Annotated in this window: 11 protein-coding genes; 5 read left to right on the top strand and 6 right to left on the bottom strand. The window is 75.7% G+C overall.

All coding sequences use genetic code 11. The annotated features are described in order from the left end of the window. Positions 1–3 precede the first annotated feature (3 nt). Positions 4–1287 (top strand): acyltransferase family protein, encoded by a 1284-nt coding sequence (locus tag ACI79V_RS06710; protein ID WP_456887714.1) that lies wholly within the window; start codon positions 4–6, stop codon positions 1285–1287. Between the two features lie 56 nt (positions 1288–1343). Here the strand turns inward: ACI79V_RS06710 and ACI79V_RS06705 are convergent, their stop codons facing one another. The 4 genes from ACI79V_RS06705 to ACI79V_RS06690 form a co-directional block, all read right to left on the bottom strand. Next, the gene (locus ACI79V_RS06705) at positions 1344–4304 is read right to left on the bottom strand and encodes an AAA family ATPase (RefSeq protein ID WP_456887712.1); all 2961 of its coding nucleotides are present in this window, start codon (positions 4302–4304) and stop codon (positions 1344–1346) included. After that, positions 4301–5449, bottom strand: coding sequence for an exonuclease SbcCD subunit D (locus ACI79V_RS06700; protein ID WP_456887709.1), 1149 nt, complete (start codon positions 5447–5449; stop codon positions 4301–4303). The genes ACI79V_RS06705 and ACI79V_RS06700 overlap by 4 nt, the downstream gene beginning before the upstream one ends. A gap of 91 nt (positions 5450–5540) precedes the next feature. Further along, positions 5541–6116: a PH domain-containing protein gene (locus ACI79V_RS06695; protein ID WP_456887705.1), complete on the bottom strand. Its 576-nt coding sequence runs from the start codon at positions 6114–6116 to the stop codon at positions 5541–5543. A 32-nt stretch (positions 6117–6148) separates the two neighbouring features. Then, positions 6149–6988: a biotin--[acetyl-CoA-carboxylase] ligase gene (locus ACI79V_RS06690; RefSeq protein WP_456887701.1), complete on the bottom strand. Its 840-nt coding sequence runs from the start codon at positions 6986–6988 to the stop codon at positions 6149–6151. Between the two features lie 19 nt (positions 6989–7007). Here ACI79V_RS06690 and ACI79V_RS06685 point away from each other — a divergent pair, with 19 nt between their 5' ends. From ACI79V_RS06685 to ACI79V_RS06675, 3 genes are read left to right on the top strand one after another with little or no spacing between them, the layout of a single operon-like run. Next, positions 7008–8636: an acyl-CoA carboxylase subunit beta gene (locus ACI79V_RS06685; RefSeq protein ID WP_456887699.1), complete on the top strand. Its 1629-nt coding sequence runs from the start codon at positions 7008–7010 to the stop codon at positions 8634–8636. Beyond that, positions 8633–8875, top strand: a complete 243-nt coding sequence (locus tag ACI79V_RS06680; RefSeq protein ID WP_456887698.1) for an acyl-CoA carboxylase subunit epsilon — start codon at positions 8633–8635, stop codon at positions 8873–8875. The genes ACI79V_RS06685 and ACI79V_RS06680 overlap by 4 nt, the downstream gene beginning before the upstream one ends. After that, positions 8872–9474, top strand: coding sequence for a Maf family protein (locus tag ACI79V_RS06675; RefSeq protein ID WP_456877754.1), 603 nt, complete (start codon positions 8872–8874; stop codon positions 9472–9474). The genes ACI79V_RS06680 and ACI79V_RS06675 overlap by 4 nt, the downstream gene beginning before the upstream one ends. Before the next feature lie 6 nt (positions 9475–9480). Here ACI79V_RS06675 and ACI79V_RS06670 read toward each other — a convergent pair whose 3' ends face one another. After that, positions 9481–10269 (bottom strand): FkbM family methyltransferase, encoded by a 789-nt coding sequence (locus ACI79V_RS06670; protein WP_456887696.1) that lies wholly within the window; start codon positions 10267–10269, stop codon positions 9481–9483. A gap of 129 nt (positions 10270–10398) precedes the next feature. On the opposite strand from ACI79V_RS06670, the gene ACI79V_RS06665 reads away from it, so the two are divergent. Then, on the top strand, positions 10399–12159 hold the full coding sequence (locus tag ACI79V_RS06665) for an acetyl/propionyl/methylcrotonyl-CoA carboxylase subunit alpha (protein ID WP_456887694.1): 1761 nt from the start codon (positions 10399–10401) through the stop codon (positions 12157–12159). Positions 12160–12231: 72 nt separating this feature from the next. Here ACI79V_RS06665 and ACI79V_RS06660 read toward each other — a convergent pair. After that, a partial coding sequence (locus ACI79V_RS06660; protein WP_456887691.1) for a hypothetical protein occupies positions 12232–12745 on the bottom strand: 514 nt, incomplete at its 5' end.

Here is a 12745-nt window from a genome sequence, read left to right as displayed (position 1 = left end):
GGCATGCTCGACGTCCTGCGCCTGTTCGCGGCCATGGCTGTCATGGGCTTCCACTTCACCGCTCGCGACAGCCCGGCCTGGGACGGTCCGGTGCCCGAAGCGGTCGCTCCGGTAGGGGAGTGGACCACCTATGGACGCCTGGGCGTCCCGCTGTTCTTCGTCATCAGCGGATTCGTCCTGCTGATGAGCTCCTGGAACAGGGACCTCCCCGATTTCATCGCCTCCCGGGCGGGCCGACTCTTTCCCGCCTACTGGGCGGCAGTCACGATCAGCATCGTCCTGGTACTCGTCCTCTGGCCCGAGAACCCCGCCTTCTTCGACAAGCAGGTCGGTGTCGCTCGCAGCCTCCTGAACCTCACGATGGTGCAGGCCGCCTTCGGTGTGCCGGACCTGGACGGTGTGTACTGGACCCTGTGGTACGAGGCGCGGTTCTACGCCCTCATCGCGCTGCTGATGCTGTGGGGCATAACGCGCGGCCGGGTCCTGGCGTTCTGTGCCCTCTGGCCGATCGTCGGAGCCATTGCCGCGGCCACGCACTCCGACCTGCTCACCGTCGTCCTCATGCCGGACTACGCTCCGTTCTTCTCCGGGGGGATGCTGCTCTTTGTCGTCCACCGGGATGGCCACGACCTCGGGACGTGGCTGCTGGTGGGGATGCAGGCGCTGTTCGGCCTCAACTTCGCCATGGGCTACTACCCAGGCGCACTCTCGGACGAGGTCCCCTGGCCTCCGTCGAAGGTGGGGATCGCACTCGCGACCCTGGCCTGCTTCGGCCTGGTGGCCCTCGTGACGCTCACTCCGCTCGCCACCACGCACGCCCGCTGGATGCCCCTGGCAGGCGCTCTGACGTATCCGCTCTATCTGATCCACGAGAACCTGGGCTGGTACGTCATCCACCTCTTCCGCGACAGCACCGGCCCCTGGGCGGCCATCGGCCTGGCGACCGCAGTGTCGTGCCTCGTGGGACTGGCCCTGCACCATCTGGTCGAGAAGCCCTGCGGTCCTCGCCTGCGGCGCGCGACGCTGGGGATGCTGCAGGGCGGCGGGCGCGGGAGCGAGCGGGTGGGGGTCTCCGCTCCCGCCCCGGTGGATGACCGACCACTCATCTCACGCCCCCACGCGATGCGGTCCACGGCGAGCGCGCCGGTGGGCATCCCCCGGCACAGCGCCTCCCGGGACCTCCATCGCCACCTCCCCGCACTGGACCGCCAGCCCCGCTCCGGACGCACCGACCCCCGGACACCCCGTTCGTCGCCGGATAGCGCGTCTCCCGTCAGGGGGGTCTGACCCGGCTGGCAGAGGTAGGCGGCGACCCGCCCGGAGGGTCGTCGTCGGGACCCCGCTCAGCCCGCGAGGCGCGAGCCCGACCGCCCGGCCACGACCTCCAGTCGGGTGGGGATGCGGGTACGCAGCTCCTCGAGGTGGCTGATCACCCCGACCGTGCGCCCGCCGCGGCGCAGCTCGTCGAGCACGGTCATCACCGCGTCGAGCGCCTGAGCGTCCAGCGTGCCGAAGCCCTCGTCGACGAAGAGCGTGTCCATCTGCACGCCGCCGGCCTCGGCGGTGACGACGTCGGCCAGGCCGAGGGCGAGGGCGAGGGAGGCCATGAAGCTCTCGCCGCCGGAGAGGGTCTTGGTCGGGCGCCGGGTGCCGGTGTACTCGTCGAGCACGTCGAGGCCCAGGCCGCCGCGGGCGCCGTGCCGGCCCAGGGCGTCGCTGTGCAGGAAGGTGTAGCGCCCCCGCGACATCTCCTGCAGCCGGCGGCTGGCCACCTCGGCCACCTGCTCGAGGCGGGCGGCGAGCACGAAGGACTGCAGCCGCATCCGCAGCGTGTTGGCACCGCGGCCGCCGACCAGGTCGGCCAGCCCGCCGACCTGGTCGGCGCGGGCGCGGCGCTCGGCGAGCTCCTCCTCCGCGGCCAGGACGTCGCCGGCCAGCCCGTCGAGCGCTGCCGCGCAGCGGCGGGCCTGGTCGAGGGCGGTCACCGCCTCCTCGCGGCGGGCGGTGAGCGCGGTGTAGCGCTCCTGCAGGGCCGCGACGTCGGGCCGCTGGTCGAGGTCGGCGAGGTCGGGGTCGGCGAGGGTGGCGGCGAGCACCGCGCGGGCGTCGTCGTGCGCGCGCAGCCGCGCGTCGAGGGCGGCGAGCTCACCGGCGGGCAGCAGGGCGCGGCCGGCGTCGGAGACGCCGGCGAACCCGGCCGCGGCCGCGCGCTCCCCGGCCGCGGCGCCGGCGGTGGTGACCGCCTCGGTGGCGCGCACCTCCTCCTCCGCCGCGGCGACGGCGGCCTCGCAGCGCTCCGCTTCGGCGGTCAGCCGGGCGGCGCGAGAGGGCAGGTCGGGGTCGTCACCGCGGGCTGCGTCGACGCGGGCGGCCGCCTCGGCCGCCGCCTGCTCGGCCGCCGCCTGCTCGGCGGTGCGGCGCTGCAGCGCCTCCCGGTCGGCGGCGAGCGCCGCGGCGGACGCGTCGCGGCGCTGCTCGGCCGCGACCAGCGCCCGGCGGGCGGCCTCGACGCCGCCGGCCAGCCGGGACACCTCCTCGAGCTCGGCCCGGCCGGCCGTGGCGCGGGCGGCCAGCGCCTCGGCCGGCTCGTCGCCCGCGCGGGCGCGCAGCACGGCGAGCTCGCGCTCCTGCGCTTCGACCCCCGCCGCGGCGGCGGTGCGGCGCTCGTCGGCGGCGTCGGCGGCGGCGCGGGCGCGCTCCTCGTCGTCGGCGGTGACCGGCGCCCCGGCCGGGACCGCCGGGCGCGGGTGCTCGGCGGAGCCGCACACCGGGCAGTCGGCACCGTCGGTCAGCCCGGCGGCGAGCTCGGCGGCCATGCCGTCGAGACGGGCGGTGCGCACCTCCACCAGCCGCTCCCGCGCCTCCAGCCAGCCCAGCCGGGCGGCGTCGGCCGCGGCGCGGGCGCCGTCGAGCCGGCCGGCGAGCGCGGCGGCGCGGGTGGCGGCGTCGAGAGCGGCGCGGGCGGCCTCCGCGGCGGCGGTCAGGCCGGGCAGCCGCGCGGCGGCGGCCTGCGCGGCGTCGAGGCGGGCCTGGGCGGCGGCCACCCGCGCCGGCTCCTCCTCCGCGGCCCGCGCGCCGTCAGCGCAGGCGGCGGTCAGCCGCTGCACCGCGCCGGCGAGCCGGGACGCGTCGCCGGCCAGCGCGCGGGCCCGGCCGGCGTCGGGCAGCAGCGCGCGGGCCTGCGCGGCGGCGTCCCGCAGGTCGCGCGCCGTCGCCGAGGTGGCCGGGTGCCCACCGCCGACCGCGGCCCAGGCGGCCGCGGCGCGCTCGCGGGCCGCGGCGGCGCGCGCGGCGGCGAGCGCGGCGCGCTCGGCGGTCTCCAGCACGTCGCGGAGCACCTCGGCACGGCGCCCGGCGTCGGCGCGGGCCCGCAGCGGCGCCAGCTGCGGCTCCCGGGCGGTGAGCTCCTCGAGTGAGGCGCGGGCGCGGTCCCGCCGGGCGTGCCGGTCGGCGAGCGCGCGGGCGGCGGCGAGCTCGGCGTCGGCCCGGGCGCTGTCGGCGGCCGCGGCCGCCGCGGCGGTCCGCGCGGCGGCCAGCCGCTCGGCCGCCTGGGTGCGGACCTGCCGCACCCAGGCGCCCACCGACGCACCCGGCCGCGCGCCGACCAGCTCCGGCGCGAGGTCCTCGGGCACCGCGACGTCGGCGATCTGGGCCACCCGGTGCAGCAGCATGCTCACCCGGTGCCGGTCGGCGCGCAGCGCCTCCTCGGCGGCCCGCCGCTCGCCGGCCAGCCACTCCTCGGCACGGGCGAACCGGTCGACGTCGAAGAGGGTGCGCAGCAGCTTGGCGCGGTCCTCGGGCTCGGCGCGCAGGAACCGGGCGAAGTCGCCCTGCGGGAGCAGCACCACCTGGCAGAACTGCTCGGCCGAGAGCCCCAGCCGGACGCGCAGGTACTCCGACCCCTCGTCGATGCGGGTGCTCACCGGCTCCCAGGTGCTGCCGGTCCAGCGCTGCACGGTGAGCCGCGCCTGCTCGGTGGTCTCGCCGGTGCCGCGCTTCTTGGGCCGGGTCTGCTCCGGCCGGCGCACCACGCGCAGCCGCTCCCCGGCCAGGGTGAGCTCGCAGCCGACCTCGGTGCGGGTGGCGGCGTCGGCGTGGTCGCTGCGCAGCCGGCGGGCCTCGCCGCGGGCTCCGGGCACCACGCCGTAGAGGGCGAACACGACGGCGTCGAGCAACGTCGTCTTGCCCGCTCCGGTGGGACCCCACAGCAGGAACAGCCCGTCACGGGCGACGTCGTCGACGTCGACGGTCTCGGTGCCGGCGAAGGGCCCGAAGGCGGTGAGCGTGAGGGAGTGCAGCCTCACCGGGCGGGCTCCTCGCGGGTCGCGGCGGCCAGCGCGCGCCCGAGCAGGTGTCGCTCGGCAGAGGTGGCGGCGACCCCGCCGCGGACGTGGCTGACGAACTCGCCGGCGACGTCGAGGTCGCCGCGCCCGCGCAGCCGCTCCTGGTAGCTGCGCCCGTCGGGGGTCCCGCCGCCGGACCACTCCAGGTGCACGCAGTGCGGGAAGCGGGTGCGCAGCTTGCGCATCGGGTCGGTCGGGCGCACGGGGTCGGTGAGGCGGGCGGAGACGAACGCCTCCTCGGCCGCGGCGTGCACCGGGTCGGCCAGCAGCTCCTCGAGGGTGCCGCTGAGGACCCGCAGGGCGCGGGGCAGGGGCAACGGCACGGCGCGGACGCCGGCCAGCCCGCCGGCGTCGAGGTCGACCAGCCACACCTGCTTGTCCTGGCCGGCCTCGCCGAAGGAGTAGGGCAGCGGCGAACCGCTGTAGCGCAGCCGGTCGGACAGCGACTGCGGCCGGTGGAGGTGGCCCAGCGCCACGTAGTCGACGCCGTCGAACACCGACGCGGGCACCAGGTCGACGCCGCCGACGCAGATGTCGCGCTCGCTGTCGCTGGCCACGCCGCCGCCGACGAAGGCGTGCGCCAGCACGACCGAGCGGGTGCCCGGGCGGAGGAAGAGGTCGGCGCGGACGCGGTCCATCGCCGCCCGCAGCACCGCCTCGTGGCTGCGCGCCTCGCGCAGGCCGAGCTCGTGGCGGGCGAGCTCGGGCTCCAGGTAGGGCAGGCCGTAGACCGCGACGTCGCCGTGCGCGTCGGACAGCAGCACCGGCTCGTCGAGGCCGCCGGTGGTCGTGCGGAAGTGCACGCCCGACCGGGTCAGCAGGCCGGAGAAGGTGCTCAGCCGGCGCGCGGAGTCGTGGTTGCCCGGCGTCAGGACGACCGCCGCGCCGGCCCCGACCAGCCGGGCGACCACCGCGTCGAGGACGGCCTGCGCATCGGCCGAGGGCACCGCACGGTCGTAGACGTCACCGGCCACCACGACCGCGTCGACCCGCTCGGCGGCGACGACGTCGGCCAGGCCGGAGAGCACCGTCTCCTGCTCGGCGAGCAGGTCGGCGCCGTGCAGTGACCGTCCGATGTGCCAGTCGGAGGTGTGCAGCAGCCGCATGGGTGCGGAAGGTAGGTCGCCGTACCGACAGATCCGGCCAGGCTCGCCGTGACCGATCGGTCACACCCCGCCGGGGGCGCGGGCCGGCGGGTCAGCGCAGGCGGGTGGTGCGGGACTCGACCGACGACCAGTCCTGGTACCAGCCCTCGTCGTGCCCGTCCCCGGCGGGGCCGCCCAGCCGAGGGTCGTCCTCGACGAGCTGGGCCAGCAGCGCCTGCACGCCGTCGCTGTCGGGCAGGCGGCGCAGCACCAGCGGGGGCCCGTCGCCGGCGGACTCCACGGTGACCGTGCCCGACCGCACGATCCGCTCCCACGGCGTCTGGCGGCAGGAGACGTCGGTGACGCGGGAGAGGGCGACGCCGCGGCCGCGGCGGGAGAGCACGCCGGTCCGTACCAGCACCCGGTGCGTGGTCACGACGACGTGGGTGGTGCGCCAGCGCAGCAGGGGGCCCGCGACGGCGACGGTGAGCACGACCAGCGCGACCGCCAGCAGCAGCATCCGCAGCACGCCCTGCTGGCGGCCGGCGGGGACGAGCGCGGCGAGGTAGGAGGCGGCGCCCACGACCACGAGGAACCGGACCACCGGCCAGAACAGCGTCGTCCAGTGCGGGTGCAGGTGGGCGACGACCTCCTCGTCGTCGGCCAGCAGCCGGTCGGGGTAGGGCACGTAGAGGAGGATGACCGAGCGGAGCCCGCGAGTCAGGTTCCCCGCGGGCGTGTCCGCACGTGCTGCACGTCGCCGGTGGCCAGCTCCACGGTGCCGGTCGCGGTCGACAGCACCAGCCGGCCGTCCCAGTCGACGGCGGTGACGGAACCGGCCACCTCCGACCCGTCGGGCAGGGTGACGACGACGTCGGCGCCGACCGTCGAGGACCAGGCGAGGTAGTCGCGGGCCAGGTCGCTGGCGACGGGGTCGCCGAGCGCGGCGGTCCAGGCGAGGTAGCGGCGTTCCAGCCCGCGCAGGAAGGTCAGCAGCAGCGGGCCCCGGTCGACGGGGCCGCCGGTGACCACCGACAGCGACGTCCCGGTGGGCGGCAGCTCCTCGCGGCGGGTGGTGACGTTGAGCCCGGTGCCGACGACGACCGCGCCGCTCGAGGCCTCGGCGAGGATCCCGGCGAGCTTGGCGCCGTCGACGGCCAGCAGGTCGTTGGGCCACTTGAGCGACGTGCGGACCCCGGCGACCTCGCCGACGGCCTCGGCCAGGGCCACGCCGGTGAGCAGCGGCAGCCAGCCGCGGCGGGCGGCCGGGACGTCGGGGCGCAGCAGCACCGAGACGGTCAGCCCGGCGCGTGGCGGCGAGACCCAGGTGCGGTCGAGCCGGCCGCGCCCGGCGGACTGGTGCTCGGCGACCAGGACCGTCCCCTCCGGCTCCCCGTCGGCGGCCCGTCCGGCGAGGACGGCGTTGGTCGAGCCGGTCTCCTCGACGACCTCCAGCGCGCGCCACAGGCGGCTGTCGCGGACGAGGGCGGCCTGCAGGGCCGCGGCGTCCAGCGGTGGGCGGTCGAGCTCCGACCAGCGGGCGGAGGGCGCGTCGGGCACTCCCCTACGCTACGGCTCCGTGAGTGCGGCTGAACTGGAGAGCGCCGGCGAGCACGTCCCCGGCGACGTCGACATCCACACGACCGCCGGCAAGCTGGCGGACTTCGGGCAGCGTGTCGAGGAGGCCGTGCACGCGGGCTCGCAGCGGGCGGTCGAGAAGCAGCACGCGGCGGGGAAGATGACCGCCCGCGAGCGGATCGAGGCGCTGCTGGACCCCGGCTCGTTCACCGAGCTCGACGAGTTCGCCCGCCACCGCTCCACCACCTTCGGCATGGAGGCCCGCCGGCCCTTCGGCGACGGCGTCGTCACCGGGTACGGCACCGTCGACGGCCGGCCGGTCTGCGTCTTCTCCCAGGACGTCACCGTGTTCGGCGGCAGCCTCGGCGAGGTCTACGGCGAGAAGATCGTCAAGGTCCTCGACCTGGCCCTGCGCAACGGCTGCCCGGTCATCGGCATCAACGAGGGCGGCGGCGCGCGCATCCAGGAGGGCGTGGTCTCCCTCGGCCTCTACGGCGAGATCTTCCGGCGCAACGTGCACGCCTCCGGCGTCGTCCCGCAGATCTCGCTGGTGATGGGCGCCGCGGCCGGCGGGCACGTCTACTCCCCCGCGCTCACCGACTTCATCGTCATGGTCGACAAGACCAGCCAGATGTTCATCACCGGTCCCGACGTCGTGAAGACGGTGACCGGCGAGGACGTCACGCTCGAGGAGCTCGGCGGCGCCCGCACCCACAACACGAAGTCCGGCGTCGCGCACTACCTCGCCGAGGACGAGGCCGACGCCCTCGACTACGTCAAGGCGCTGCTGTCCTACCTGCCGAGCAACAACCTCGACCCGCTGCCGGCCGTCGACGTCGCGCCGGTCGACGTCACGCTGCCCGACGCGGTGACCGAGGAGGACCTCGAGCTCGACGGCTTCGTCCCGGACTCGCCGAACACGCCCTACGACATGCACACCGTCATCGAGCACGTCCTCGACGACGGCGAGTTCCTCGAGGTGCAGGCCCTGTTCGCGCCGAACATCCTCGTCGGCTTCGGCCGGGTCGAGGGGCGGCCGGTCGGCGTCGTGGCCAACCAGCCCACCCAGTTCGCCGGCACGCTCGACATCGACGCCAGCGAGAAGGCCGCCCGCTTCGTGCGCACCTGCGACGCGTTCAACGTCCCGGTGCTCACCTTCGTCGACGTCCCGGGCTTCCTCCCCGGCACGTCGCAGGAGTGGGAGGGGATCATCCGCCGCGGGGCGAAGCTGATCTACGCCTACGCCGAGGCCACGGTCCCGAAGGTCACGGTGATCACCCGCAAGGCCTACGGCGGCGCCTACGACGTCATGGGTTCCAAGCACCTGGGCGCCGACCTCAACCTGGCCTGGCCGACCGCGCAGGTGGCGGTCATGGGCGCGCAGGGCGCGGTCAACATCCTCTACCGGCGCGAGCTCGCCGACGCCGACGACCCCGAGGCCCGCCGCGCCGAGCTGGTCACCGAGTACGAGGACACCCTGCTGTCCCCCTACATCGCCGCCGACCGCGGCTTCGTCGACCAGGTCATCCTGCCGTCGCACACCCGCGTCCAGGTGACCAAGGCGCTGCGGCTGCTGGCCAACAAGCGCCAGACCCTGCCGCCGAAGAAGCACGGGAACATCCCACTGTGACGACGACACCGTCGTCCGCCGAGAGCGCGCCGCAGCGCCCGCTGCTGAGGGTCGTCCGGGGGGAGCCCACCGCCGAGGAGCTCGCCGCGCTGACCGTCGTGGTCGCCGCGCTCTCCCAGCGGAGCCGGCCGCGCCGCCGGCCGGTCCCGGTCGGGGCGTGGGCCTCCCCCGCCGCCCTGCACCGGCCGGTCCTGCGCCCCGGCTTCGGTGGCTGGCGCGCCGCGGGACGGCCCGGATGAGCCGGAGGCTGGTGCTGGCCTCCGCCTCGCCGGCCCGGCTGGCACTGCTCCGCCAGGCGGGGCTCGCCCCCGAGGTCGTCGTGAGCGACCTCGACGAGTCCACCGTCACCGCGCCGCGCGTCGGCGAGCGGGTGGCGCTCCTGGCCGCGGCGAAGGCCGCCACCGTCGCCGGCCGGGAGGACGACGCCCTCGTCGTCGGCGCCGACTCCCTGCTGGAGTTCCGCGGGCAGGCCATGGGGAAGCCGGCCGACGCGCACGAGGCCCGCGACCGCTGGCGGCGGATGTCCGGGCGCTCCGGGGTCCTGCACACCGGCCAGGCGCTGCTCGACGTGCGCGCCGGCCGGGTCGAGGGCCGCGACGTCGTCGTCACCTCGACCGTCGTGCACTTCGCCACCCCGACGGCGGAGGAGATCGAGGCCTACCTGGCCACCGGGGAGCCGCTCGCGGTCGCCGGCGCCTTCACCCTCGACGGGCTCGGCGCGCCGTTCGTCCGCCGGGTCGAGGGGGACCCGGCGTCGGTCGTCGGCCTGTCGCTGGCCGCGCTGCGCGAGCAGCTGCGCCGCCGCGGGCTGACGATCACCGACCTCTGGCGGCGGTAGGTCGTCTCAGTCACCGTCCGGCGGCACGGCCGGCCGACGGGCGACCGCCGACCGCGGATCCGGGGACACCGCCAAGCAGTCGCAGTCCGCCACGGACCCGGCCAGGTAGGCGGCCACCCGCGCCGCTGACATCGGGTGCCGGGATACCCAGTCGGACCGTTCGGCCTCCCGGACGAAGAAGTCGGTGTAGCCACGCGCTGCCAGCGTGTCGACCACCTCGTGGACACCGGGCCGGTTGACCTCGAAGAAGACCGACGGTCGGGCCGTGGTCAGGCCCCGTACCACGCCGGACTCGTGACCCTCGACGTCGATCTTGACGAGCACCGGGCTCCCGTGCTCGGCCACGAGCGAGTCCAGCGTCCGCAGCGGGACGGTGATCCTGCCGTTCCACTCCAGCTCGGCGCCGGCACCGGTGGCCCCGCCTGTGGCACGCGTCTCCTCCAGGGTGGCCAGCGCGTCCGCGGTCGTGCAGTACAGCGTCGCCTCGCCCGCGTGGTCGGACACCGCCGTCCCCACCACGGTCACCAACGGGTCGGCGCGGAAGCGGGCGCGCAGGTGCGCGCTCAGGCGGGGCTGGGGCTCGACCGCCACGACCCGGGTCCCCAGGTCGCGGAAGGCGGCCGTGAACTCGCCGATGTTGGCCCCGACGTCGAACACCAGGTCCCCGGGGCGGACGAGCTCGGCGAACAGGCGACGCTGACGGCGCCGCGTCCCGGTGACCTTGCGGCCGACGTTGCGCAGGTGGAAGTAGAGCGCCGGCATGCGGGTGAGGAGCAGACGATGCACGACCAGCATCCGCGGATGCTATGCGAGGACCGACGCCGCGTGCGCCCGCCGGAGCGGGTCCCGAAGGCGAGGGCACCGCCGGACGTCGGCGTCGCACTGGCTACAGTCCGACCGGTCCACCAACGAGGGAGCAGCCCGGTGCAGAAGGTCCTGATCGCCAACCGCGGCGAGATCGCCGTCCGCGTGGCCCGCGCCTGCCGGGACGCCGGGCTGACCAGCGTCGCGGTGTACGCCGAGACCGACCGGGACGCCCTCCACGTGCGCGCCGCCGACGAGGCCTTCGCCCTCGGCGGGACGACGCCGGGCGACTCCTACCTGGTGATCGACAAGATCCTCGACGCCGCCAAGCGCTCGGGCGCCGACGCGGTGCACCCCGGCTACGGCTTCCTGTCGGAGAACGCGGACTTCGCGCAGGCCGTCATCGACGCCGGGCTGACCTGGATCGGCCCCTCCCCCGAGTCGATCGTCGCCCTCGGCGACAAGGTCGCCGCCCGGCACATCGCCACGAAGGCCGGCGCGCCGCTCGTACCCGGCACGAAGGACCCGGTCGCCGGCGCCGACGAGGTGGTCGCCTTCGCCCGGGAGCACGGCCTGCCGGTGGCCATCAAGGCCGCCTTCGGAGGTGGCGGGCGCGGCCTGAAGGTCGCCCGCACCGAGGAGGAGATCCCCCACCTGTTCGACTCCGCCGTCCGCGAGGCGGTGGCCGCCTTCGGCCGCGGCGAGTGCTTCGTCGAGCGCTTCCTCGACAAGCCGCGGCACGTCGAGGCGCAGGTGCTGGCCGACACCCACGGCAACGTCGTCGTGGTCGGCTCCCGCGACTGCTCGCTGCAGCGGCGCAACCAGAAGCTGGTCGAGGAGGCCCCGGCGCCGTTCCTCACCGACGAGCAGCGCGCCCGCATCCACGAGTCGGCCAAGGCCATCTGCCGGGAGGCCGGGTACCACGGCGCCGGCACGGTGGAGTACCTCGTCGGCACCGACGGTTCGATCTCCTTCCTCGAGGTCAACACCCGCCTGCAGGTGGAGCACCCGGTCAGCGAGGAGACCAGCGGCATCGACCTGGTCCGCCAGCAGTTCCGCATCGCCGAGGGCCTGCCGCTGTCGATCACCGAGGACCCCGCCCCCCGCGGGCACAGCATCGAGTTCCGGATCAACGCCGAGGACGCCGGGCGCAACTTCATGCCCGCCCCCGGCCCGGTCACCCGGCTGGAGATCCCGCAGGGCCCCGGTGTCCGCTGGGACTCCGGCGTCGAGACCGGCGGCGAGGTGGCAGGCGCGTTCGACTCGATGCTGGCCAAGCTGATCGTCACCGGGGCCACCCGCGCGGAGGCGCTGCAGCGCGCCCGCCGTGCGCTCGACGAGCTCGTCGTCGAGGGCATGCCGACGGTGATCCCGTTCCACCGGGCGGTGGTCCGCGACGAGGCGTTCACCAGCGAGCCGTTCACGGTGCACACCCGGTGGATCGAGACCGAGTGGGACAACCAGGTCCCGCCCTACAGCGCCGCGCCGGCCGAGGCCGACGAGGAGGCGCCGAGGCAGACCGTCGTCGTCGAGGTCGGCGGCCGGCGCCTCGAGGTGTCGCTGCCCGCCAGCCTGGCGGCCGGCGGCGGGCCGGCCCCGGCCGGTGCCGGGCCCCGGCCGCGCAAGCGGGGCTCGGGTCACGGCGGGTCGGCCGCCTCCGGCGACAGCCTCACCTCGCCCATGCAGGGCACGATCGTCAAGGTCGCCGTCGCCGACGGGGACACCGTCGCCGAGGGCGACCTGGTCGTCGTCCTCGAGGCGATGAAGATGGAGCAGCCGATCACCGCGCACAGGGCCGGCACGGTCAGCGGCCTGTCCGCCGAGGTCGGCGCCACCGTCACCAGCGGTGCGGCCATCTGCACGATCGTCGACGCCGCGTAGCACCCGGGACCGGGCAGGCACACCCGGCCACGCGCCTCCGGCCATGGCCTGACGGCCTAGGGGCCCGGTCGGTCAGTAGGAGCGGCCGTAACGGGACGACCACAGGGCCCGGCCGCCGGTCGCGTACAGCACCAGGTTGCCGTCGTCCTGCATCCGCAGCTGAGCGCCGGGACTGCCCTGGGTGCGGGCGTTCCACACCGCGCGCCCGTCGGAGGCGTACACCACCAGGTTCCCGTCGGGCTGCAGCACCGTCCGCGCACCGGGGCTGCCGTGGGTGTGCGCGTGCCACAGCACCCGCCCGTCGGAGGCGTACACCACCAGGTTGCCGTCGGGCTGGGCCACCACCCGGTACTCCCCCGACGGCGAGCGCAGCGACTGCCCACCCGCCATCCGGTCCCCGGCGCGCAGCACGTCGAAGGCGTCCCGGCCGGTCCACCAGGCCGGTGATCCATCCACTCGGTACAGCACCAGGTTGCCGTCGTCCTGCATCCGCAGCTGAGCGCCGGGACTGCCCTGGGTGCGGGCGTTCCACACCGCGCGCCCGTCGGAGGCGTACACCACCAGGTTCCCGTCGGGCTGCAGCACC

This window comes from Geodermatophilus sp. SYSU D00700 (assembly GCF_054050255.1).
The sequence above is the reverse complement of the archived record's forward strand: the minus strand, read 5'-3'. Positions and strand labels throughout refer to the sequence as shown.